Annotated in this window: 18 protein-coding genes; 5 read left to right on the top strand and 13 right to left on the bottom strand. The window is 70.0% G+C overall.

The features are described from left to right. Positions 1 to 113: 113 nt before the first annotated feature. Positions 114 to 377: a GlsB/YeaQ/YmgE family stress response membrane protein gene (locus OG241_RS40975; RefSeq protein WP_405822908.1), complete on the top strand. Its 264-nt coding sequence runs from the start codon at positions 114 to 116 to the stop codon at positions 375 to 377. 68 nt (positions 378 to 445) lie between these two features. Here OG241_RS40975 and OG241_RS40970 read toward each other — a convergent pair whose 3' ends face one another. Then, positions 446 to 2,605 (bottom strand): DEAD/DEAH box helicase, encoded by a 2,160-nt coding sequence (locus OG241_RS40970; protein WP_405822906.1) that lies wholly within the window; start codon positions 2,603 to 2,605, stop codon positions 446 to 448. Between the two features lie 490 nt (positions 2,606 to 3,095). On the opposite strand from OG241_RS40970, the gene OG241_RS40965 reads away from it, so the two are divergent. Then, on the top strand, positions 3,096 to 3,737 hold the full coding sequence (locus OG241_RS40965) for a hypothetical protein (RefSeq protein ID WP_405822905.1): 642 nt from the start codon (positions 3,096 to 3,098) through the stop codon (positions 3,735 to 3,737). Positions 3,738 to 4,197: 460 nt separating this feature from the next. Here OG241_RS40965 and OG241_RS40960 read toward each other — a convergent pair whose 3' ends face one another. The 3 genes from OG241_RS40960 to OG241_RS40950 form a co-directional block, all read right to left on the bottom strand. Beyond that, entirely contained in the window at positions 4,198 to 4,884 is a 687-nt protein-coding gene (locus OG241_RS40960) for a hypothetical protein (RefSeq protein WP_405822903.1), read from the bottom strand. Between the two features lie 68 nt (positions 4,885 to 4,952). Next, entirely contained in the window at positions 4,953 to 5,654 is a 702-nt protein-coding gene (locus OG241_RS40955) for a ribonuclease HII (RefSeq protein WP_405822901.1), read from the bottom strand. A gap of 104 nt (positions 5,655 to 5,758) precedes the next feature. Next, a complete protein-coding gene (locus OG241_RS40950; protein WP_405822900.1) occupies positions 5,759 to 6,382 on the bottom strand; it encodes a TetR/AcrR family transcriptional regulator in 624 nt (207 codons plus the stop codon). 233 nt (positions 6,383 to 6,615) lie between these two features. On the opposite strand from OG241_RS40950, the gene OG241_RS40945 reads away from it, so the two are divergent. Continuing rightward, complete coding sequence (locus tag OG241_RS40945) at positions 6,616 to 8,172, top strand: MFS transporter (RefSeq protein ID WP_405826716.1); 1,557 nt, start codon at positions 6,616 to 6,618, stop codon at positions 8,170 to 8,172. A gap of 277 nt (positions 8,173 to 8,449) precedes the next feature. Here the strand turns inward: OG241_RS40945 and OG241_RS40940 are convergent, their stop codons facing one another. The 3 genes from OG241_RS40940 to OG241_RS40930 all read right to left on the bottom strand — a co-directional run bounded on the left by OG241_RS40940 (position 8,450) and on the right by OG241_RS40930 (position 10,778). After that, a complete protein-coding gene (locus tag OG241_RS40940; protein ID WP_405822898.1) occupies positions 8,450 to 9,355 on the bottom strand; it encodes an ADP-ribosylglycohydrolase family protein in 906 nt (301 codons plus the stop codon). A 12-nt stretch (positions 9,356 to 9,367) separates the two neighbouring features. Then, positions 9,368 to 10,027, bottom strand: a complete 660-nt coding sequence (locus OG241_RS40935) for a histidine phosphatase family protein (protein ID WP_405822896.1) — start codon at positions 10,025 to 10,027, stop codon at positions 9,368 to 9,370. A 145-nt stretch (positions 10,028 to 10,172) separates the two neighbouring features. Then, positions 10,173 to 10,778 carry a YdbC family protein gene (locus OG241_RS40930; RefSeq protein ID WP_044473835.1) on the bottom strand — a complete coding sequence of 202 codons (606 nt, stop codon included), beginning with the start codon at positions 10,776 to 10,778 and terminating at the stop codon, positions 10,173 to 10,175. 154 nt (positions 10,779 to 10,932) lie between these two features. On the opposite strand from OG241_RS40930, the gene OG241_RS40925 reads away from it, so the two are divergent. Further along, entirely contained in the window at positions 10,933 to 11,466 is a 534-nt protein-coding gene (locus tag OG241_RS40925; protein ID WP_405822894.1) for a TerD family protein, read from the top strand. Here OG241_RS40925 and OG241_RS40920 read toward each other — a convergent pair. The 3 genes from OG241_RS40920 to nrdR all read right to left on the bottom strand — a co-directional run bounded on the left by OG241_RS40920 (position 11,457) and on the right by nrdR (position 15,990). After that, positions 11,457 to 12,272, bottom strand: coding sequence for a DUF2785 domain-containing protein (locus OG241_RS40920; protein ID WP_405822892.1), 816 nt, complete (start codon positions 12,270 to 12,272; stop codon positions 11,457 to 11,459). The two genes, OG241_RS40925 and OG241_RS40920, sit on opposite strands and share 10 nt — an antisense overlap. Positions 12,273 to 12,373: 101 nt before the next feature. Then, entirely contained in the window at positions 12,374 to 15,274 is a 2,901-nt protein-coding gene (locus OG241_RS40915) for a vitamin B12-dependent ribonucleotide reductase (RefSeq protein ID WP_405822891.1), read from the bottom strand. Between the two features lie 164 nt (positions 15,275 to 15,438). Beyond that, the gene (gene nrdR, locus OG241_RS40910) at positions 15,439 to 15,990 is read right to left on the bottom strand and encodes a transcriptional regulator NrdR (protein WP_405822889.1); all 552 of its coding nucleotides are present in this window, start codon (positions 15,988 to 15,990) and stop codon (positions 15,439 to 15,441) included. 543 nt (positions 15,991 to 16,533) lie between these two features. Here nrdR and lexA point away from each other — a divergent pair. Next, entirely contained in the window at positions 16,534 to 17,313 is a 780-nt protein-coding gene (gene lexA, locus OG241_RS40905) for a transcriptional repressor LexA (RefSeq protein WP_006378242.1), read from the top strand. 148 nt (positions 17,314 to 17,461) lie between these two features. On the opposite strand, the gene OG241_RS40900 is transcribed toward lexA, so the two are convergent. The 3 genes from OG241_RS40900 to OG241_RS40890 form a co-directional block, all read right to left on the bottom strand. Continuing rightward, on the bottom strand, positions 17,462 to 19,477 hold the full coding sequence (locus tag OG241_RS40900) for an ATP-dependent DNA helicase (protein WP_405822887.1): 2,016 nt from the start codon (positions 19,475 to 19,477) through the stop codon (positions 17,462 to 17,464). 84 nt (positions 19,478 to 19,561) lie between these two features. Then, entirely contained in the window at positions 19,562 to 20,296 is a 735-nt protein-coding gene (locus OG241_RS40895) for a GNAT family N-acetyltransferase (RefSeq protein WP_405822885.1), read from the bottom strand. An 82-nt stretch (positions 20,297 to 20,378) separates the two neighbouring features. Further along, on the bottom strand, positions 20,379 to 22,388 hold the full coding sequence (locus OG241_RS40890) for an IucA/IucC family protein (protein WP_405822884.1): 2,010 nt from the start codon (positions 22,386 to 22,388) through the stop codon (positions 20,379 to 20,381). Positions 22,389 to 22,420: the final 32 nt, after the last annotated feature.

Here is a 22,420-nt window from a genome sequence, read left to right as displayed (position 1 = left end):
CCGCTTGGGCCTGTGGATAACTCCGACCAGGGACACGTCAAGGGGCGTTACTCGCCGCTTCGAACGGGCACTCGCACGTCACCAATGGACAAAGGTGAGGTGGCATACCGGACATGGAGATCTCAGGCGTCATCAGTGCGATCGTCATCGGCATCGTGATCGGTGTCCTCGGCCGGCTCGTCGTACCCGGACGCCAGCGCATCGGCATCCTGTGGACGATCGGAATCGGCATCATCGCCGCGTTCATCGGAAGCGGCATCGCCGCCGGCCTCGACGTCGCCGACACCGATGGCGTCGACTGGGTCGAGTGGCTCATCCAGATCGCCCTCGCGGCCCTCGGTGTCGCCGCGCTCAGCAAGGTGAAGTTGCGCCACTGACCTGGCCGTTGACCGGGAGCCCTTGCCGGCGGAGCTGACGCCGGCGGACCCGGCGGGAGGCGACCCGCTCACCCCGCCACGGCAAGGGTGAGGGGAAGGACCTGGTCTGCTCCTGTCTGGCGCAGGAGGCGGGCGCCCACAGCCAGGGTCCAGCCGGAGTCGGTGTAGTCGTCGACGAGCAGGACCGGGCCGGGGGTGCCCGCCAGGGCTGCCGCGAGTTCGTCGGGCACGGTGAACGAGGCGGCCAGTGCACGCAGCCGCTGGGCGGAGTTACTGCGGTGCGCCGCGTACTCGCCGGCCTGCGGGGTGTAGGCGAGGCTGCCCAGCAGCGGCAGCCTGCCGACCCGGGCCAGACCCCCGGCCAGGGAGGAGACGAGCTGAGGGCGGGTACGGGAGGGCATGGCGACGATCCCCACCGGCCGTGCCATCGCGTCCGGACCAGCGCCGGCCCAGCCGCCAGGTGAGCGGGCCCAGTCCGCCACCACCGTCACGACAGCGGCCAGCACGTCGTCCGGCACCGGCCCGTCCGCAGCCTGTTCCGACAGCAGCGGACGCAGTCGGTTGCCCCAGCCGATGTCCGACAGCCTGCCCAGCGCCCGCCCGGTGGCCGCCTGACGACCCACGGGGATACGGCCCTTGAGGTCCACCCCGACCGCCGCCATGCCCGAGGGCCACATCCGGCGCGGCTCGACCTCGACCCCGGGACGGTCCAGTTCACCCGTCGCACCCGCGAGAGCGCCGGAGGACACGGAGGGATCGAGCCAGGGCCCGGCGCACGTGTCGCACCGACCGCACGGAACCGCCTTCTCGTCGTCGAGCTGCCGCTGCAGGAACTCCATCCGACACCCGGAGGTCGCCACGTAGTCCCGCATGGCCTGCTGCTCGGCAGCCCGCTGTTTGGCGACCCAGGCGTAACGCTCGGCGTCGTACGCCCATGGCTGCCCTGTCGCGGTCCAGCCCCCCTTGACGCGCTTGACCGCTCCGTCCACGTCCAGGACCTTCAGCATCGTCTCCAGCCGCGAACGCCGAAGATCCACCAGCGGTTCCAGCGCCGGCAGGGACAGCGGACGCCCAGCGCCCTCCAGAACCTGCAGGGTGCGCCGGACCTGTTCCTCGGGAGGGAAGCCCACCGACGCGAAGTACGCCCAGATCGCCTCGTCCTCCCGCCCCGGCAGCAGCAGCACGTCCGCATGATCCACGCCACGACCCGCACGCCCCACCTGCTGGTAGTAGGCGATCGGGGACGAGGGCGATCCCAGGTGCACCACGAACCCCAGGTCCGGTTTGTCGAAGCCCATCCCGAGTGCCGATGTCGCCACGAGCGCCTTCACCCGGTTGGCCAGCAGGTCCTCCTCCGCCTGCAACCGGTCGGCGTTCTCGGACTTCCCCGTGTACGAGGCCACCGGATACCCACGCTGCCGCAGGAACGCCGCGACCTCCTCGGCCGCCGCCACCGTGAGCGTGTAGATGATCCCCGAGCCCGGCAGATCCCCGAGCCGCTCGCCCAGCCACGCCAGCCGATGCGCCGCGTCCGGCAGCTCCAGCACGCCCAGCCGCAGGCTCTCCCGGTCCAGCGGCCCCCGCAGCACCAGGGCGTCGCCGCCCCCCGTGCCGAGTTGCTCGGCCACATCAGCCGTCACCCGCGCGTTCGCGGTCGCCGTCGTGGCCAGCACCGGCACACCTGCCGGCAGCTCCGCAAGCATCGTGCGCAACCGGCGGTAGTCGGGGCGGAAATCGTGTCCCCAGTCGGAGATGCAGTGCGCCTCGTCGACCACCAGCAGACCGGTCGTGGCCGCGAGCCTGGGCAGGACCTGATCGCGGAAATCCACGGAGTTGAGACGTTCCGGACTGACCAGGAGGACATCGGTCTCTCCGCGCTCGACCTCCCCGTAGATGGTCTCCCACTCCTCCGGGTTGGCCGAGTTGATCGTGCGCGCCCGAATGCCTGCCCGGGCCGCCGAGTCGACCTGGTTTCGCATCAACGCCAGCAACGGGGAGACGATCACCGTCGGGCCGGAGCCACGCCGCCGCAGCAGAGCCGTCGCGACGAAGTACACCGCCGACTTGCCCCAGCCGGTGCGCTGCACGACCAGGGCGCGCCGGCGCTCCTCCACCAGGGCGGCCACCGCCTGCCACTGGTCCTCCCGCAACCGCGCCGAACCCTCCGGGGCACCGACCAGCTCAGCGAGGACGGCGTCGGCTTCTGCACGCAGCTCCTGGTTACTCATGCCCCCATGCAACCCCACAGCACTGACATCGGCCCAATCCTCATGGCCGCCCCGAAGCAGGCACGGCCCTTCCACCCCGCCCCCGCCGCCGCATCTCCTCCTTTCGGACGACTTCGCTGTGACCGGGTGGACCCTCGCGGTGACGGCCCGGATGGTCCGACGGAAAGCCGCGCACGGGGGTCGCCACTGGTCCGCGCCCCGCCCTGCCCGTGAAGGGGACATGAACCAGGCCGAACAAGCGGACGAACGCCCCGTTCCCTGCCACCCCAGCCATCTACAAATGACACACCTGGCAGGGATATAATCCACAGATCACCAGAAGCCGGTCGGTGGCCCCATTTGCTCGTTGCCGCAACCCAGTTCGGCAGCAAGAATTGGAGTCCGCTCCCCGCACGGCAGGTCCGTGGTCCGGCAGGGCTCCCCTGCGGTGTGCGCTCCCCCAAGTCCGATCTCCCGCCCGCAGTGTGGGCGCGTAGCCGAAGGGAGGACTGTGACCTTCGGATTCGCTCCGTCCCCCGCGGCATCCATGTCGACGTCTGCCGACCTGTCCGCCGCTTCCACCAACTCAGCCGCCCGCATGCTCGAACCCGCGGAGTGGGCCGCAGCCGGGATTCCCCTGCTGCGCAATCCCCGCGAGGTCGTCAGCGGACTGCACGCGCGGCACCGTCCCGGGCCCGCGACCGCGATCGTGGCCGTCCTCGATGCGGACGAGCGGTTGCGGGCGAGTGCCTCGTTCACCCGTCGCTCGGCACCGGCCGACGGCTGGATGTTCCGCAACTCACTGCTCGCGCAGCTGCGTCGGGTCATCCCGCACGACCTGCGTCGGCGTACTCCGGTGCGCACCGCCGTCCTGCTCTACTGCCGTGACGGCGACGCCCGTTGGACGGAGGAGGACGGCGCGTGGATGTGGGGTCTGCGTGACGCCTGCACCCTGCACGGGCTGCGCTGCGGCGCGTACATCACGCTGACCCGCGACGGCTGGCAGGTGCTCGGTGAGGGCCGCGGCGGGCGGCGTCCCAACGCGGACTCGCCACCGGAGCCGTTCGCCATGTCCGAGGCACCGCCGCCGCTGCCGATGCCACGCACCGGAGGCGCCGCCTCGGACATCCTGCGCCGCGCGGCAGCCCGCTGACACCGACGCGCAGCGGCCGACCACCCCGTACGACTGCGCCAGTCGGCCAGGGTGACGTCCACGTCGTACACAGACAGTCACCGCGGACAACGGCGTCCGCCGGTACGACGTACGGCAGCGAGAACCCGCGCGCGGGCAGCACACGATCCACGCGACTCGCCTAGAGACGCGGGCAGCACCACCACTCGCCCGGACGGCGGCCGACGCGCGACAAGCAGGGGTACGCGCGCGTACCCCTGTCGCTTACGACTCTCCCGTACGCCGGTTTCCGGTCGTCGAGGGCAGGACATGCCGAAGCCCCGCACGGCAGCCGGCGCGTTCCCGGCGTTTCCGCGTCGGGGCACGCCGGATCGCCCGCCGTACGGTCATCGCTACAGGAGACCTCCGTCAGCCGGTCCGGTGTCGCTGGACCGGCTGACCCGGGTGGTTCCCGAAGCTGCTCGGACGAACCGGAACCGGCTCAGACCCCCGCGCCCAGCACCGAGTTGATCAGCTGCGGGTCACCACAGCAGATCAGCAGGGCGCCGGCTCGGCCGAGGGCCAGGGGAAGGGCCGCGGCCGTCGCCGTGTCGGCACCGCCGTTGACGGCGACAACGACCACGGGACGGGAGGCTGCACGGCTCAGAGCGGCGGCGTCGGCATAGAAGACGTCGTCACCCGCGTCGTGCTGCGCCCAGTACGGGCCCTCACCGAAGGACAGCTCGTGCGCGGCCCACGGGTGCGGATCGCCGGTGGTGATCACCAGCACCTCACCGGGGGCCCGACCCGAGTCCAGGAGCAGGTCGACGGCTTCCTCGGCAGCGTCCAGCGCGCCCTCGGCCGAGGCCGGGACCAGCTGGATCTTCGGGGTCACCGGGGCCTTGGAGGCGGGCGCGGAAGGGATGGAAGGGACAGGGGCGGCCGGAGCCGCGGGCGGCCCGGGCTTGACCGCGCCGGCGGTCGAAGCCACGGCCGCGGGCGCGTCGTGCGGTGCACGCTGGGCCGGCGCGGTGGGCCGGAAGGGACCCGGACGGCCGGGACGCGGCGATGCCGCGGGGCGCGGGCCGGGTACGGGACGGGGGGTCGGCGCGCTGTGGCCACTGGCCGGAGCGACGCGGGGACCCTGGGCACTCTCGTGAATCTGAGGCTCCTCGGGAATGAGAGGCATGACTTGATATTTATCAAACACCGGTGCGACTCGCGTCGGTGGGTGGCGCATGAGTGCGAACGGAGACGTCAGAAGTCGAAGCCGAGCTGGCCCTCGATCTCCGGAGCGTTCCCGCTCGCCCAACTGCGGGCCTTCTTCAGGTGCCGCCACTGGGGCAGCGCATCAAGATACGCCCACGACAGCCGGTGGTACGGGGTGGGGCCCCGCTCCTCCAGCGCGGCCCTGTGCACGGGCGACGGATACCCGGCATTGGCCGCAAAATTGAAGTCTGCATGGTCGACACCCAGTTCGGCCATCATTTTGTCGCGCTGGACCTTGGCGATCACGGACGCGGCCGCGACCGCCACGCACGACTGGTCACCCTTGATCACCGTACGGACCTGCCACGGCGACCCCAGGTAGTCGTGCTTCCCATCGAGGATGACCGCATCCGGACGGACCGGCAAGGCCTCCAGGGCGCGCTCCGCGGCGAGCCGCAGCGCGGCCGTCATCCCCAGGTCGTCGATCTCTTCGTGGGAGGCGTGCCCCAATGCGTACGACGTCACCCATTCCCGCAGTACCTCCGCGAGTTGGGTACGCCGCTTGACCGCGAGGAGCTTGGAGTCGGTGAGTCCCTCGGGGGGCCGCCGCAGACCGGTGACCGCCGCGCAGACGGTGACAGGACCGGCCCACGCGCCCCGCCCGACCTCGTCGACGCCGGCGACGACCTTCGCTCCGGTCGTGGCGCGCAGGGAGCGCTCGACAGTGTGGGTGGGTGCTTCGTACGGCATGGCGGTCTTAGCGTACGCCGCCCGGAAGGCCACGCGACACCCGGCTCCCCCAAGCGACTTGAGGGTCACCGTGAGGCACCCCCCGACGGCCTTCGGAGGTGGCTTCAGGCACGGTCCGCCCGCAGCAGCGGAACCATCAACCGGTCGATCATCTCCTCGATGTCCCGCTCCTCCCATTCGCTCGCGCACACCTTTGTGCGGTACATCATCATCGCTGGAATGGCGTCGAAGACGTAGCCATTGGCAGCGTCGGGGCGGGTCTCTCCCCGCTCGATCCCGCGGTCGATGATCTCCCGGAGAAGTCTCGCCGAGGGCTCGAGGAGCGCCCGGAAGATCACACTCTGAAAGCGCTCCGCCTGGGGGCTGTCGCATTCGTGAATCACCGAGCGCAGCGCGAATCCGGGGCGCGAGAACATGGTCTCCCGCACCTGCCGGCACAGCTCCAGAAGGTCGTCCCGCACGCTCCCGAGGTCGGGCGCCCGATCGAAGCTCGGCAGCCCGGCCTGCAGCGCGTCCGCGACGAGATCCTCCTTGGAGGGCCAGCGCCGGTAGACCGCGGCCTTGCCGGTCTGGGCGCCGGCGGCAACGCCCTCCATCGTGAGCCCGTTCCAGCCGACCGTGCTGAGCTGTTCCAGGGCGGCATCGAGGATCGCGCGTTCGAGCACGGCGCCGCGCCGTCGGGGGGAGGCCGCCTGGGCGGGGGCGGCCGTCCAGCGCGAGGTAACCATCTGAGTGTCTCCAGCGGGCAGGGTGCAGGGGAGAGCGGGGAGTGCGAGCATTTATAAGGATTGTCGGTATTGAGGGGATCGTCGGCGAGGTGGATCGCTGAGATTACCCGGGCGACCGGGACACAACACGGCGGCGGCTTCAGTGAACGCTTGCGTTCACTGTCGGGGACTCACTACCGTTCGACGCGACAGTGAACGCGAGCGTTCACTATTGCTCCTATGGGGGACCCATGGTGACTACCTCTTCGTTGCCGAAAGACCAGAAGCCAGGTGCGGCCCGCCGGGAGGGGCATCCCGGCATAGCGCTCACCGTCATCGCGGCCTGCCAACTCATGGTGGTACTCGACGCGACGATTGTGAACATCGCGCTGCCGCACATTCAAGCCTCTCTCAAGTTCAGCACCACCGACCTCACGTGGGTGGTCAGCGCCTACACGCTCACGTTCGGCGGCCTGCTGCTGCTCGGCGGGCGGGCCGGTGACATCCTCGGCCGCCGCCGGGTCTTCATGACCGGCATCCTGCTGTTCATCGCCGCCTCCCTGCTGGGCGGACTCGCCCAGGAGCCCTGGCAGTTGCTGGCCGCGCGGGCTCTGCAGGGCGTGGGCGGGGCGATAGCCTCGCCCACCGCGCTGGCGCTCATCACCACCACGTTCGCCGAAGGCCCGGAGCGCAACCGGGCGTTCGGTGTCTTCGCCGCCGTGTCGGCCGGCGGCGGCGCCGTCGGTCTGCTCGCCGGCGGCATGCTCACGGAGTGGCTCAACTGGCGCTGGGTGCTCTTCGTCAACGTACCGATCGGCATTCTGATCGCCGTGCTCACGCCGATGTACATCGGCGAGTCCGAACGTCACCCGGGCCGCTTCGACTTCGTGGGCGCGCTGACCTCGACGCTGGGCATGGCGTCCCTCGTTTACGGCTTCATCCGCGCGGCGGAGAAGGGCTGGCGGGACAGCCTGACCCTGGCGTCCTTCGCCACGGCAGTGGTCCTGCTGGCCGTCTTCGTCCTCGTGGAGATGCGCGCCAAGGAGCCGATCACCCCGCTGAAGATGTTCGCCGACCGCAACCGCTCGGGCACCTACGTGATCATGCTGAGCCTGGCCGCGGCGATGTTCGGCATGTTCTTCTTCATCGTCCTCTTCGTGCAGAACGTGCTGCTGTACACGCCGATCGAGGCGGGCCTCGCATTCCTGCCGGTGACCTTCGCGATCGCCACGGGCGCGGGGCTGTCGCAACGGTTCCTGCCGGTCCTCGGGCCCAAACCGTTCATGGTGGCCGGCTCGGCACTGGCCACGCTCGGCCTCGCCTGGCAGGCCTTCATCACCCCGGACAGTTCGTACGTCGGCGGGGTGCTGGGCCCGATGCTGGTGTTCGGTTTCGGTATGGGCCTGAACTTCGTGACGCTGACCCTGACGGCCGTCTCCGGGGTCGCCGCGCACGAGGCGGGCGCCGCGTCCGGGCTGCTCAACGTCACGCAGCAGGTGGGTGGTTCGCTCGGCCTCTCCATCCTGACGACGGTGTTCGGCTCGGCCAGCCGTGACGAGGCGGGGAAACAGGTGTCCAAGTTCCTCGCCGAGGCGACGGCGGGACAGAAGGCGCAGTTCGCCAAAACCGGTCAGCTTCCGGCCCCCTGGAGCCACGAGGTACTCGCCCACGGCATCTCCACGGCGTTCATCCCCGCCGCCGCGATGGCCGCCCTGGCCCTCGCCACCGCCTGCTTCGTGATCCGCGTCCGCAAGAGCGACCTGGACGCCCTCGCGGGTACGGCGAGCACCGCGGGCCCGGCCAGCGGCTGATCCCCCGGCCACGGGCCGGCAGGCGCCACCAAGGGGGTGGCGGCCGACCGACCGGCGGTGTGTATCTCCGGTGACCGGAGTGACGTACCGCCCGCTTGCGGAAGCTCGCGGGACGGCATCCCACAGGAGGTCAGCGGTGGGGCGGTGAGACGTTACGACGACTACGGGCCCGCCGAGGGGACGCGCCGTCAGTTCAGGTGCCCCCAGACCCCCTGTACCGACGGCGAGCACAGCGGCACCCCGCCTGCCCGGCACCCGCGGAGGATCCTCACCCGCGCTACGCCCCTGAGGGCACCCACTCCGGCAGCGCTTCCGTGCGCTCCAGCCACTCCGACGGCGGGGCCCCTGCCTTCCCTGCGGCGAGCACGCCGCCCACGATGGCGCAGTTCGTGTCCACGTCTCCGCCCACCTGGGCCGTTGCCCAGAAGGCTTCCTCGTAGTCACCGAGGGCGCGCGCCGCGGACCAGAGCGCGAACGGCACGGTGTCGTGCGCCGACGTACGCCGGCCACAGCCCAGGACAGCCGCGACCGTGCCCGCGTCGGCGTAGTCCAGCATGTCCTTGGCGCGCCGCAGCCCGGCCGAGACGGCGCTCCTCGGGACGAGCGCGATCACCGCGTCGAGGAGGGCACCGGGACTCGGCGGGCCGCCCGGGGCGGCCACCAGGGCGGCGGCAGCCGCCACGGCCATGGCTCCCACGACGGCCTCGCGGTGCTGGTGCGTGGGATAGGCCGAGATCTCCGCCTGGTGGGTCGCCTGCTCCGGGTCGTCCGCGTACCAGGCACCCAGAGGCGCGATGCGCATGGCCGCGCCGTTGCCCCAGGACCCCTGGCCGTTGAACAGGGCGGACGCCAGCTCGCGCCAGTCGCCGCCCTCCCGGACCAGCCGCAGGAGCCGGTTCACCGCGGGACCGTACCCGCGGTCGAAGTCGTGGTGCTCCGCGAAGGAGCGGGCCAGGGCGTCCTGGTCGACGCGGTGGTGGACGGCCAGCACGGAGACCACGGAGCACGCCATCTCCGTGTCGTCCGTCCACTGCCAGGGGCCGGACGGCAGCTCACGGATCTTGAGCAGCGGGTGGTTCACGGGCACGAAGAACTGCGACCCCAGCGCATCCCCCACCGCAAGCCCGCGCAGACTGGCCAGGGCGCGCTCCATGCGCTCGTGAGAAGAGGAATCAACGGTCATCGCCCTGCCACTCTATCCGGTGATTCCATACGATTCCGGATCACGCCAACGCTCGAACGGCCGGTCAAGGGTGTACCTGCCGTCACTGCCGAGAACGAGCATCCGCATCTCCGCGTTCCCCGGATTCGACAGCGACTCGAATTCCGCGACCGTCCAGTGGAACCAGCGCATGCAGAACAGCCGCATGGCCAGCCCGTGGGTCACCAGCAGCACGTTCGGCGGATGGTCGGGGGCCTCGAAGCTGCGGTACAGGCTCTCCAGGAAGCCGCCGACCCTGTCGTACACGTCGGCTCCGGACTCCCCCTGGGCGAAGCGGTAGAAGAAGTGTCCGTACGCGTCCCGGTACGCCTTCTGCAGCTGCACGTCGTCCCGGTCCTGCCAGTTGCCCCAGTCCTGCTCGCGCAGCCGGGGCTCCTCCCGTACGCGTATGTGGTCGGGGTTCAGACTGAAAGCGCGCAGGGTTTCATGCGTCCGACGGTAGGGGGAGACGTAGACACTCACCTGCTCCTGCCCGAACACCTCGCGCAGCCGCTTGCCGGTCTCCTCCGCCTGTCGCCAGCCGCGTTCCGTGAGCGCGAGGGCATGATCCGGTTCACGCTCGTAGACGGTGTCATCGGCATTGCCCATTGACTCGCCGTGCCGGACAAGGACGATGCGCCGTGGTCTTACCATGTCAAAACCCTAGATCGGGTCGACGCCGACCGGGCACTCAGGCGCCCTCTATACGGCGTATGTCACACATGTCGTGCGCGTTGGAGCACAGCAGGTCGCGAACACGGAGTCCGGAAGGCGGAGTCCGAGGCACAGTGTCCGGACCTCAGACTATCCAGCTGGGTTCCAGTTCGACGATGTCCCCGGCGAGAGCCGCGACGTCCGCCTCCAGCTGCGCCCGCAGCGCCAGTCGCTCCACCCGCTCGGCCCGGTACTTGCCGTGCTCGGCGGCCGAGCGCCACATCGACAGGATCAGGAACTCGTGCCCCGGCGCCTCGCCGAACAGCCCTCGCACCATGCCGGGCGAACCCGCCATCGCGGGGTTCCAGACCTTCTCCTGCATCAGCGCGAAGTGCTCGGCGCGCTCCTCGTGGACACGGCAGTGCGCCACCCGTACCAGGTCGGAGTCCGTGAAGCGCGGCTCGAAGCCGGTCTTCACGTCGAAACGGTGGTCGAAGAGCTTGACCTGCTGATCCTTGAAGGTGCCCGACTGCGCGGTGGCGAGCCGGTCATGGGACCGGGCCATGAAGGAGTCGTAGAAGGCGCGGCTCTCCCAGAAGGCGAAGACGTGCGCCACGCCGGGACGCCCCCGGCTCCAGCCCCCGCCCTGCCCCCGGAATCCCGGCTCCCCCAGAAGTCCCGCCCACTTTCGCTGCCCCCGTTCGAAACCGCGGCGGTCCACCACGGTGCAGCGAATCCACTTGACCAGCACGGCGCCATCGTAAGGCCCCGCAGCGTGGCGCCGGTCACGCTCGGGCGGAGTACGACCGCGCGAGCGCCCCCGCGCGCGTGGCACGATGGACAACCAGCTGTGAGGTACCGGCAGTTGGAGCGAGAGCACAACGGCGAACGGGGAAGGGAAGTCTGTGAAGGCCCTCAACAAGGGGATCCGCAAGGCCGAAGTCTCACTGAAGTGGGATCCGAGTCCGACGGGACAGCCGCCCACCGATCTCGACATCGTCGCAGCGACCTACCCGGCGACCGATCCGTACGGCGATCCCGCCTATGTGGTGCACTTCGACAGCCGCTCTCCGGACGGCACGATCACGCTCAACCGGGACAGCAAGGACGGCAAGGGCTTCGGCTGGGACGAGGTCATGACACTGGAGTTCGACCGACTGGGCGCCCAGTACGCGCGCGTGGTGGTCGGTGTCATCATCCAGCAGCGCTCCACTCACCGGACGTTCGTCAACGTCCTCAGTCCAGGCCTGCGCATCCGCGAGGGCTACACCGTGCTGGCCGAGGACGACTTCGGCGGCGTCCTGGGTTCCACGGCGGCCACGGTCGCGGAGTTCGTCCGCGACGAGGCCGGGTCGTGGGACTTCCACTCCGGCGTCCAGGGCTTCGAGGACGACCCCGACACGTTCACCATGACGATGGGCCACACACGTCAGACCTGATCCCTCCCCGAAGGGGAGGGCAGGTAGGGGGTGACGATCGCGAGGGTGGTGGCCAGGGCGTCGAGTACGGCCTCCCTGTGGGTGACCGTGCTCGGCGGACCGTCCCCGCCGGGCGCGAGCAGTCCGCGGTCCACCAGCAGGTAGAGCATGCGCAGGGTGCGCATGGCGTTGGAGGCCCAGGGGGGAACCGGCCCCGGCTCCCCCGTCCGGAACGCCGCCGAGACGGCGTCCAGCCACCCCACCGACCCGGCGACGGCGAGACCGGGCCGGCACAGGAGCTGGGCCAGCGCACGGGCGATCCGGTCGTCCTCCTGCGCGTCGAAGACCTGCCCGGTGTCGGCCAGCAGCCGCGCGACGGCCAGCTCGAACAACGGCGCGGGATCCTGCTCCGGGCACCTGGCGAGGGCCGCCAGCAGATCGGCCCCGTGCGCGGCGGCGTGCACCCAGCCGAGCTCGGAGTCGTACCCGCGCAGATCGGTCTCGCCGGGATACCACCCGGCGAACGCCTCCCACCACTCCTGCCGCCAGACCCCCGCGTCCACGAGCCGGGCCAGGACGAGGGGAGCGAACGCCCGCGCCTGAATGCCGGGATCGTCGAACAGCCCGGCCGTACGGTCCCCGAGCCACCGCCGCTCCACCGCGTCGAGGCCGGGTATCCAGCGGACAGCCGCGCCGTACGCGCCCTCGTCGCGCACCAGGGGATCCGGGGAACGGAGATCCGCGACCAGCGCTTCGAGAGCGGCGGTCCGGGCGGGCCCCCGGAGTTCACCGATGTCACCGTCGTGTCGCCGCAACGTGTCGTCCATGGACGGAGGTTACGTGCCCCACGACACGACGAAGGAGGGGCGCCGGCACCTGGCCGACACCCCTCCTCCCTCACTCACCGGTCAGGGACCGTATGTCGCGGTCAGCTGCAACCGCTGGTCGACCCGCATCCCTCGCAGATGTAGCAGGACCCGGCCCGCTGCATCTTCGTACCGCAGGAGAAGCACAGCGGGGCGTCCGCCTGGATGCCCAGCTGCATCTCGACCAGTTCGGCACTGGTGTGGACCTGCTGCAGCGCGGGCTCCGGCACCTCCGCGATCACGGCCTTCGGCGTCGCGACGGCCTTCAGTTCCTGGGCGCGGGGAGCCGACTGGGCCAGACCCTCGATGTCGACCTCGTCGTCGATGGACGGCTCGTAGGAGCCCGTCTCCAGGTGACGCTGGCGCTCGTCGGCGGAGTGGATGCCGAGGGCGGAACGCGTCTCGAAGGGGAGGAAGTCGAGCGCCAGGCGCCGGAAGATGTAGTCGACGATCGACTGGGCCATCCTGACATCGGGGTCGTCCGTCATCCCGGCCGGCTCGAAGCGCATGTTCGTGAACTTCGAGACGTACGTCTCCAGCGGCACGCCGTACTGCAGACCCACCGAGATGGCGATCGAGAAGGCGTCCATCATGCCCGCGAGGGTGGAACCCTGCTTGGACATCTTCAGGAAGACCTCGCCGAGACCGTCGTCCGGGTAGGAGTTGGCGGTCATGTAGCCCTCGGCGCCGCCGACCGTGAAGGACGTGGTGATGCCGGGGCGGCCCTTCGGGAGGCGCTTGCGGACCGGGCGGTACTCGACGACCTTCTCGACGGCCTCACGGATCGTCGCCTCGGTCTTCGCGGTCACCTCGGCCTTCTCGTTCTCCTTCTTCTTGACGGAGAGCGGCTGGCCGACCTTGCAGTTGTCGCGGTAGATCGCGAGCGCCTTGACGCCCATCTTCCAGGCCTCGAAGTAGATCTCCTCGACCTCCTCGACGGTCGCCGTCTCCGGCATGTTGACCGTCTTGGACAGGGCGCCGGAGATCCAGGGCTGGATCGCGGCCATCATCCGGACGTGGCCCATCGCGGAGATGGTCCGCTCGCCCATGGCGCAGTCGAACACCTCGTAGTGCTCGTGCTTGAGGCCCGGGGCGTCGATCACATGGCCGTGCTCGGCGATGTGGGCGACGATCGCCTCGATCTGCTCCTCCTGGTAACCCAGGCGACGCAGGGCCTGCGGGACCGTGCCGTTGACGATCTGCATCGAGCCGCCGCCGACGAGCTTCTTGAACTTGACCAGCGCGAGGTCGGGCTCAAGACCCGTGGTGTCGCAGGACATCGCGAGACCGATGGTGCCGGTCGGGGCGATGACGGAAGCCTGCGCGTTGCGGAAGCCGTTCTTCTCGCCGATGCGGACGACGTCCTGCCAGGCCTCCGTGGCGGCGGCCCAGATCGGGGTGTCCAGGTCGTCCATCCGGACGGCCTTGTCGTTCTCGTCGGCGTGCTGCTTCATGACCCGCAGATGCGGCTGCGCGTTACGGGCGTAGCCGTCGTACGGGCCGACGACCGCGGCGAGTTCGGCGGAGCGGCGGTACGACGTGCCGGTCATCAGGGAGGTGATGGAACCGGCCAGGGCACGGCCGCCCTCGGAGTCGTACGCGTGACCGGTCGCCATCAGCAGGGCGCCGAGGTTGGCGTAGCCGATGCCGAGCTGGCGGAACGCGCGCGTGTTCTCGCCGATCTTCTGCGTGGGGAAGTCGGCGAAGCAGATGGAGATGTCCATCGCGGTGATGACGAGCTCGACGACCTTCGCGAAGCGGTCGATCTCGAAGGACTGGCGGCCCTTGCCGTCGTCCTTGAGGAACTTCATCAGGTTCAGCGAGGCGAGGTTGCAGGACGTGTTGTCCAGGTGCATGTACTCGCTGCACGGGTTCGAGCCGTTGATACGGCCGGACTCCGGGCAGGTGTGCCAGCGGTTGATCGTGTCGTCGTACTGGATGCCCGGGTCGGCGCAGGCCCAGGCCGCCACCGCCATCTTGCGGAAGAGCGTCTTGGCGTCGACCTCCTCGATGACCTCGCCGGTCATCCGGGAGGTGAGCCCGAACTTGCCGCCCGCCTCGACCGCCTTCATGAACGTGTCGTTCACACGGACCGAGTTGTTGGCGTTCTGGTACTGGACGGACGTGATGTCGTCGCCGCCCAGGTCCATGTCGAAGCCCGCGTCGCGCAGGGCGCGGATCTTCTCCTCCTCCTTCACCTTGGTCTCGATGAAGTCCTCGATGTCGGGGTGGTCGACGTCGAGGATGACCATCTTGGCCGCGCGGCGGGTGGCGCCGCCCGACTTGATCGTTCCTGCCGACGCGTCCGCGCCGCGCATGAAGGAGACCGGGCCGGAGGCGTTGCCGCCGGAGGAGAGCAGCTCCTTGGAGGAGCGGATCCGGGAGAGGTTCAGGCCGGCGCCCGAGCCGCCCTTGAAGATCATGCCCTCTTCCTTGTACCAGTCGAGGATCGACTCCATGGAGTCGTCGACGGACAGGATGAAGCAGGCCGAGACCTGCTGGGGCTGGGGGGTCCCGACGTTGAACCAGACGGGGCTGTTGAAGCTGAAGATCTGGTGCAGGAGGGCGTACGCCAGCTCGTGCTCGAAGATCTCCGCGTCGGCCGGGGAGGCGAAGTACTTGTAGTCCTCACCGGCCTTCGTGTACGTCTTCACGATGCGGTCGATGAGCTGCTTGAGGCTCACTTCGCGCTGCGGGGTGCCGACAGCACCGCGGAAGTACTTGCTGGTGACGATGTTGACCGCGTTCACCGACCAGAAGTCGGGGAACTCGACGCCACGCTGCTCAAAGTTGATCGAGCCGTCGCGCCAGTTGGTCATGACGACGTCACGGCTCGCCCACTCGACCTCGTCGTACGGGTGCACGCCGGGGGTGGTGTGGATCCGCTCGATGCGCAGGCCCTTGGCCACCTTCGTCCCCTTAGCTCGGGAACTCCGTGCCGGACCGCTCGCCGTCTCTGTCATGCCGCCTCCCTGTATCGGGCAAAACGCCCAGAAGTGTCACGTTGTTCCCATGACACGGTGTATTTCTTGCGCTGCGGGCACCTCTCGATGCTGTCCGCAACAGGTCTTTGGATCGCCGCCCCCGGGGCCAAGTCCGCACGTACTGTCCGGATCCGGCCCGCCGGTCAGTCGGCGGCGTTGGCGGGCACGGGGACCTGAGCAGTCCCCCCGGACCCGCGATGCTCTTCCTGGCGCCCCACATCCGGGTCTTCGTCGTCCACGGCGGGGCTGCGCGGCGCTTCCCTGAGCTCCGCGATGGCGGCCTCGAAGTCGTCCAGCGAGTCGAACGCCCGGTAGACGGACGCGAATCGCAGGTAGGCGACGAGGTCGAGTTCCTGCAACGGGCCGAGCATGGCCAGCCCCACGTCGTGGGTGGTCAGCTCGGCACTTCCGGTGGCCCGCACCGCTTCCTCGACCCGCTGGCCGAGTTGGGCGAGCGCGTCCTCGGTGACCGGCCGTCCCTGGCATGCCTTGCGCACGCCGTTGATGACCTTCGTCCGACTGAACGGTTCGGTGACTCCGGACCGCTTGACCACCATGAGCGAGCACGTCTCGACGGTCGTGAACCGGCGGGAGCAGTCAGGGCATTGGCGGCGCCTGCGGATGGACGTGCCGTCGTCGGTCGTACGACTGTCGACGACACGGCTGTCGGGATGCCTGCAGAAGGGGCAGTGCATGTTCTCCAACCCTCCCTCACAGCAGACTCAATAGCCTCGTAAAGGCCCTTGAGCCCCTCGAAGCAGCCCCCAGCATAGGTGATGCCTGAGGGGTTGATGACCCGGGGACCACAACTTCTGGGCCACTGCTGCAATCCAACCACTAGATGTGGGGATTGGCCCGTACATCCACCGCGTACGCGCGTGTCGCACCAGTATTGGCGGGTGCCGTACGGCCACACCCTCACGGCAGGCCCGAGCCGGCACAGCCGTATCGCTCGGGAGCATGCGGAGATACGGTGAGGACCGCGCGCGACGGAGGGCCGATTCCCGGTTGACGGGGATCCGGGTGGCAGACTTGAGCACCGGCCCACGAGGTCGCCGCCCCGGCGGTGAAGGGTACAACAGGGAGCCCTTTTGTCCGCCCGGCACGACGCGAGCCATACACCCAAACATCTGATCGCGGCAGGCCATCAGCAATTTTTCACTCGAACGTGTGTTTGGCGCAACCTTTCGAAAGCAACTACCGTTGCACTGCACGGGAGACCATCGAGAGGGGCCGACGTGACCACCACCGCTGACAGTGCCACCATCACTGCCCAGGACCGCTCCCAGAGCCGACTCGAGCCGGTGCATGCGATGAACGAAGCCACGAATCCCGAGGGGCCCAAGCGGTCCCTCCCTGGACGACCTCCAGGAATCCGAGCGGACAGCTCGGGCCTCACCGACCGGCAACGGCGCGTGATCGAGGTCATCAGGGACTCCGTGCAACGACGCGGTTACCCGCCGTCGATGCGCGAGATCGGGCAGGCAGTCGGCCTCTCCAGTACCTCATCGGTCGCACACCAGCTCATGGCTCTGGAGCGCAAGGGATTCCTGCGCCGCGATCCGCATCGCCCGCGCGCCTATGAAGTACGCGGTTCCGACCAAGGGGCTTCCGTGCAGCCCACGGACACCGCGGGCAAGCCCGCCGCGTCGTACGTCCCCCTTGTGGGCCGTATCGCCGCCGGCGGTCCCATCCTCGCCGAGGAATCGGTCGAGGACGTGTTCCCCCTCCCCCGCCAACTGGTGGGTGACGGAGAGCTGTTCGTGCTGAAGGTCGTCGGTGACTCGATGATCGAGGCCGCGATCTGCGACGGCGACTGGGTCACCGTACGCCGCCAGCCGGTCGCCGAGAACGGCGATGTCGTGGCCGCGATGCTGGACGGCGAAGCCACCGTCAAGCGTTTCAAGCGCGAGGACGGCCATGTCTGGCTCCTCCCGCACAACTCCGCGTACCAGCCGATCCCCGGTGACGAGGCGACGATCCTCGGCAAGGTGGTGGCGGTGCTCCGCCGCCTGTGAGAGCGGCTGGAGGCCGGGGTCGTCGAGACCCCGCCCCTGACCGGGCCCCGGAACCCCTGCGCCGGTTCCGGGGCCCTGTGTTGTCCAGGTATCCAGGTGCGTCACTGTGCCGGCCACCGACCTCGGTCGGTGGCCGGCACAGTGGTGTCTACGCCTCCTCCGCCTGCTCGGCCGCATCCACGACCGGCTCGGTGGCCTCCGCCTGCTGCGCCACGGCGTCGATCGCGGCCAGCGAGCGCCGGACCACGTTGGGGTCGGTGGTGTACCAGAAGTCCGGCAGGGACGCCTTCAGATAGCTCCCGTAGCGGGCCGTGGCGAGGCGCTGGTCCAGTACGGCGACCACACCGCGGTCCCCCGTCGCCCGTACGAGGCGGCCGGCGCCCTGGGCCATGAGCAGGGCGGCATGGGTGGCGGCGACGGCCATGAAGCCGTTGCCCCCTGCGTCCTCGACAGCCTTCTGGCGGGCGCTCATCAGCGGGTCGTCCGGGCGCGGGAACGGGATCTTGTCCATGACGACCAGCTGGCAGCTCGCGCCCGGTACGTCGACGCCCTGCCAGAGGGACAGCGTGCCGAACAGACAGGTCCGCGGATCGGCCGCGAAGTTCTTGATCAGCTCGCCGAGCGTCTCCTCGCCCTGCAGGAGGATCGGGAACTCCGGGATGCGTGAACGCAGTTCCTCGGCGGCGAGCTGGGCCGCCCGCATCGAGGAGAACAGGCCGAGCGTGCGCCCGCCCGCCGCCTGGATCAGCTCCGTCAGCTCATCGAGCATGTCACCGCGGTCACCGTCGCGCGCGGGACGGGCCAGGTGCTTGGCGACGTACAGGATGCCCTGCTTCGGGTAGTCGAACGGCGAACCAACGTCGACGCCCTTCCAGTGCGGCAGGTCGTCGCCCGCCGTGCCCTCCGGGGCGAGGCCCAGGGAGGCGCCGACGCCGTTGAAGTCGCCGCCCAGCTTGAGTGTCGCCGAGGTCAGGACCACCGAGCGGTCCGTGAAGAGCTTCTCCCTGAGGAGGCCCGACACCGACATCGGGGCGACCCGCAGTGAGGCACCGAAACGGTCGTGCCGCTCGTACCAGACGACGTCCCACTCGGAGCCGTTCGCGATCCGCTCCGCGACGTCGTGGACGCTTTCCACCGAGGCCAGCGCCTGTTTGCGGACCGCGTCCTCGTCCTGGACGGACTTGTCACGGGTCGCGCCGATGGCGGAGATCACCGTGCGGGCGGCGTCCCTCAGTGCCATCAGCGCGTACCCGAGGTCTTCGGGGACCTCCTCCAGGCGGCCCGGCAGGGCCAGCTCCATCACCCGCTCGAAACCCTCGGCCGCCGTCTGGAGCTGGTCGGCGGCCTTCTCGTTGACGAGCTTCGCCGCCCGGCGCACGGCACGGTTGACCTGACCCGGAGTGAGCTCACCCGTGGCCACTCCGGTGACCCGCGAGACCAGTTCGTGCGCCTCGTCGACGATCAGCACCTCGTGCGGCGGGAGGACGGGCGCGCCCTCGATGGCGTCGATCGCCAGCAGCGCGTGGTTCGTGACGATCACCTCCGCGAGTTTGGCGCGCTCGCGGGCCATCTCGGCGAAGCACTCGGCTCCGTACGCGCACTTCGAGGCGCCCAGGCACTCTCGGGAGGAGACGGAGACCTGCGCCCAGGCCCGGTCGGAGACGCCGGGGGTGAGGCCGTCACGGTCGCCGGTCTCGGTCTCGTCGGACCATTCGCGCAGGCGCAGCAGATCCTGGCCCAGCTTGCTGGTGGGCGCCGCGGCCTCGAACTGGTCGAAGAGGCCCTCGTCCTCGTCCTGCGGAACGCCCTCGTGGAGGCGGTGCAGGCACAGGTAGTTCGATCTGCCCTTGAGCATCGCGAACTCGGGGCGGCGGCGCAGTACGGGGTGCAGGGCGTCGACCGTGCGCGGCAGGTCGCGCTCCACGAGCTGGCGCTGCAGCGCGAGGGTCGCGGTCGCGACGACGACCCGCTCCCCGTGCGCGAGCGCGGGTACGAGGTAGCCGAGCGACTTTCCGGTGCCGGTGCCTGCCTGGACCAGCAGATGGGAACCGTCGTCGATCGCCTCCGCGACGGCTTCGGCCATGGTCACCTGGCCGGGGCGCTCCGTGCCGCCGACAGCGGTGACGGCAGCATGCAGGAGTTCGGGGAGTGAGGGCTTCGTCATAGCCCGACCACCCTACGGGGCGGCACTGACAATCGGGTGATCAAGCCGGGAGCGCACGGTGGGACAGGGCGTGGCACAGGGGGTCTACAGCGCATCGCGCAGGCCCCGGTCCCGGACCATGAGGGCGGCCTGTTTGGCGGGCAGGTCGAGCTCGGCGGAGAACCGGAATCCGGCGCTCAGAAAGGCCGAGACGGAGGGGGTGTTGCGCAGGTCGGGTTCCGCGACGACGCGCCCGCAGCGAGGACGGTTGTCGAGTACGAGGTCGGCGACGGCTCTGAGCAGGACTCCGCCCAGTCCACGCCCGCGATCGGCGACACCGCCGAGCAGGAGGTGCACTCCGGTGTCGTGGGGACGGGCGGGATAGTGCCGGGCCAGTGGGTCGAGGTCGGCGCGGTAGATCTCCCAGTAGCTCATCGGTGTGCCCTCCAGCACGCCGAGACAGGGGACGCTGCGTCCGTCACCGTCGAGCTGGGACCGCAGATGGGCCTCGGTCACGCGTTCGGTGCCGGCGAGTTCCCAGAAGGTGGCGACAGTGGGGTCGTTTATCCAGCGCCCGACGAGAGGGAGATCGCGCTCGATCCGTACGGGCTGGAGGCAGAACGAGCCTGCGGGCGTGTTCCTCGGCCCCCATTCCCCGATGCGGTCGAGGAGGTCGTCGTCGGTCGGGGGGACGGTGTCCGCGGCGTTGCCGGCGGCTGCGTACAGCGCGAGGAACTCGTCGGGCAGACGCAGCTCCAGCGTGGCCTCGCTGTCGCTCTCGGTGGTCGAGGTGGTTCGGCGGTCGGTACGGGCGTCGGTGCGCGCGTCGGCAGAAGGCACGGGACGCTCCTCTCAGGAGATGGGGTGTGGGGTGTTCCTCGGGGGTGAAAGGGAGTCGGTGTCGTCACTGGTGTCGGCGGAGTCAGGGACGAAGGGGGTTGGCGATGGTGACGTAGACGGACTGGGTGTCGACCGGGCCCACCAGCTCGTCGAGGCCGTGGAGCCGGGTGAGCAGGTTGGCCTTGCAGCGCAGGACGGGTGAGTCGAGCAGCCGGCCGGGCAGGGTCGTACGCAGCCGGGCGGGGCCGGAGGCGACGTCACCGAGGAAGCGTCGGAAGGCGGCGAGCAGCAGTTGTTCGTCGGCGAGGCGCTGGGAGCCGAACGCGCCGATGAGGCCCAGTACGTTGTTGATGCCGAGGTAGTAGGCGAAGCGTTCGTCGGTGACCTCGTCGGAGACGAACGTGTCGCTCTGTTCGCCGATGCCCGGCAGCCGGGCGTCGAGTTCGCCGCGCCGGGACTCGCGGAAGTAGTACCCCTGGTTGTCGCGGTAGCGGCCTCCCCTGGGCCAGCCCTCGCTGTCCAGCAGGAGCAGGGTGTTCTGCTGGTGGGCCTCCAGGGCGATGCCCGCCTCGCTGTCCAGCCAGAGCACGGGCCGGACGACCTGCTCCAGGTAGCGCAGGAACCACTCGGTGGCGACGGCACCGCGCGGGCGGCCCGTTTTCCCGGCGAGACGTGTGACGACCTCGGCCAGCCGGGACCGCAGGAGCGGGCCGACCGCGCTGCCCGCCTGCGCGTGGGGCCTGGGCGAGACCAGACCGGCGATGCAGGACACGTCGTCCGCCGGGTGGAACGGGTTGTGCCGGATCATCACGTCGAGGCCGGGGACCGGGCGGCCGTCCGGGTCGTCGACGGCGAGCCAGGCCGGATCGCGGACGATGTCGAAGCCCGGGTGCGTGGACTGCCACTGCTTGGCGAGACCTCCGCGCAGCAGTCGATGGACCTCGACGCCCCGGTGGAGTTCCTTGCGGAGGTTCTCGCGCCGCGAGTTGGTGATGCGCAGCCCCAGCGAGAGCTTCAGCATCGCGGGGGCCCCCGAGCGGTGGACCGTGCGCACGGAGGAGGTGGGGTGCCAGGGGGAGCCGTGGGTGCAGAGGTCGCGGAGCAGCCCGGCTTCGAACAGGGCGGCGGTCTGCGGGCGGTGCCTGGTCTCGCGGATCTGCCAGGGGTGCAGCGGGAGAGCCGCGTAGCCGTCGGGCAGCGGCAGTGCGGCGCCGATCAGCTGCGCGGTGAGCTGCTCGGCGCGGATGGGGCGGCCTCGCTCGGTCCAGGCGGAGTCCGTGGCGAGGACGGAGGGGGCCACCGCCAGCCAGTGCAGGGGGAAGGAGCCGCGCAACTCGGGTGAGTAGAGCCGGGCTTCGGCCTCGGCGAGCCCTTCACGGCTCTTCGGGGTCGGATGCATCGGGTGGCCGAGCAGCAGTGCCTGTTCGGCGGAGAGAAAGAGGTCGGGGCCGTCTGCGGGCTGTGCACGACGGTCGCTGATGAAGGTGGCGGTCCGTCGGACCGAGTCGGCGACCCGTGCGACCAGGTCGACGGCGTCGGGGGGCAGGACGGAGGCGGCGGAGGAGACGGGAGGTGCCGGGGTGGGGGCTTCGGTGGGGGCTTCGGCGGGGGCCTCGTCGGCCGCCGACGTGCCGCCCGCGTGGAGCGGGGGCGCCTCGGTCGCCGGGTCTGCGCCGCCCACAGTCGGCTGCGGGCCGTTGTACGCCTCTCGCGCGAGCAACGTCGCGACGGTGACCGCGTCCGCCGCCGGTGCTCCTGCGGGGGCGTCGGCCAGGTGGGGGAGGCCGAAGCGGTGCCAGCCGGTCGGGGACCAGTAGTGGACCGGGGCTAGCAGGGCGGTGCCGCTGGTGGGGAGGGGGATGCGGAGGGTGCCGTCTTCGGGTGCGGTGAGGTCGTTCTCCCGCACCCAGCAGCGCAGCAGGTTCTCGGTGGCGGCGGCCTGGGCGGCGGTGTGGGGATCCAGGTGTTCCAGCAGGTCGGCCGTGGCGCCGCGCGCCCACTCGGCGCCGCCGGCTGTTCCCTTCTGCCGGGGCACCGTCTCCCGCGCGGGGACGATGTGGGAACGGCCTTCGGGTACGGGGGTGCTGTTCAAGACCAGTCCTCGGGATATTTCCGGGTGCGCGT

The organism is Streptomyces sp. NBC_01390, assembly GCF_045040105.1.
GTDB lineage: Bacteria > Actinomycetota > Actinomycetes > Streptomycetales > Streptomycetaceae > Streptomyces.
The sequence above is the reverse complement of the archived record's forward strand: the minus strand, read 5'-3'. Positions and strand labels throughout refer to the sequence as shown.

Coding starts and splice junctions, on each gene's coding strand:
- OG241_RS40975 (WP_405822908.1), top strand. CDS start 114: ATGGAGATCTCAGGCGTCATCAGTGCGATCGTCATCGGCATCGTGATC.
- OG241_RS40970 (WP_405822906.1), bottom strand. CDS start 2,605: ATGAGTAACCAGGAGCTGCGTGCAGAAGCCGACGCCGTCCTCGCTGAG.
- OG241_RS40960 (WP_405822903.1), bottom strand. CDS start 4,884: ATGCCTCTCATTCCCGAGGAGCCTCAGATTCACGAGAGTGCCCAGGGT.
- OG241_RS40955 (WP_405822901.1), bottom strand. CDS start 5,654: ATGCCGTACGAAGCACCCACCCACACTGTCGAGCGCTCCCTGCGCGCC.
- OG241_RS40950 (WP_405822900.1), bottom strand. CDS start 6,382: ATGGTTACCTCGCGCTGGACGGCCGCCCCCGCCCAGGCGGCCTCCCCC.
- OG241_RS40940 (WP_405822898.1), bottom strand. CDS start 9,355: ATGACCGTTGATTCCTCTTCTCACGAGCGCATGGAGCGCGCCCTGGCC.
- OG241_RS40935 (WP_405822896.1), bottom strand. CDS start 10,027: ATGGTAAGACCACGGCGCATCGTCCTTGTCCGGCACGGCGAGTCAATG.
- OG241_RS40920 (WP_405822892.1), bottom strand. CDS start 12,272: ATGGACGACACGTTGCGGCGACACGACGGTGACATCGGTGAACTCCGG.
- OG241_RS40915 (WP_405822891.1), bottom strand. CDS start 15,274: ATGACAGAGACGGCGAGCGGTCCGGCACGGAGTTCCCGAGCTAAGGGG.
- nrdR (WP_405822889.1), bottom strand. CDS start 15,990: ATGCACTGCCCCTTCTGCAGGCATCCCGACAGCCGTGTCGTCGACAGT.
- OG241_RS40900 (WP_405822887.1), bottom strand. CDS start 19,477: ATGACGAAGCCCTCACTCCCCGAACTCCTGCATGCTGCCGTCACCGCT.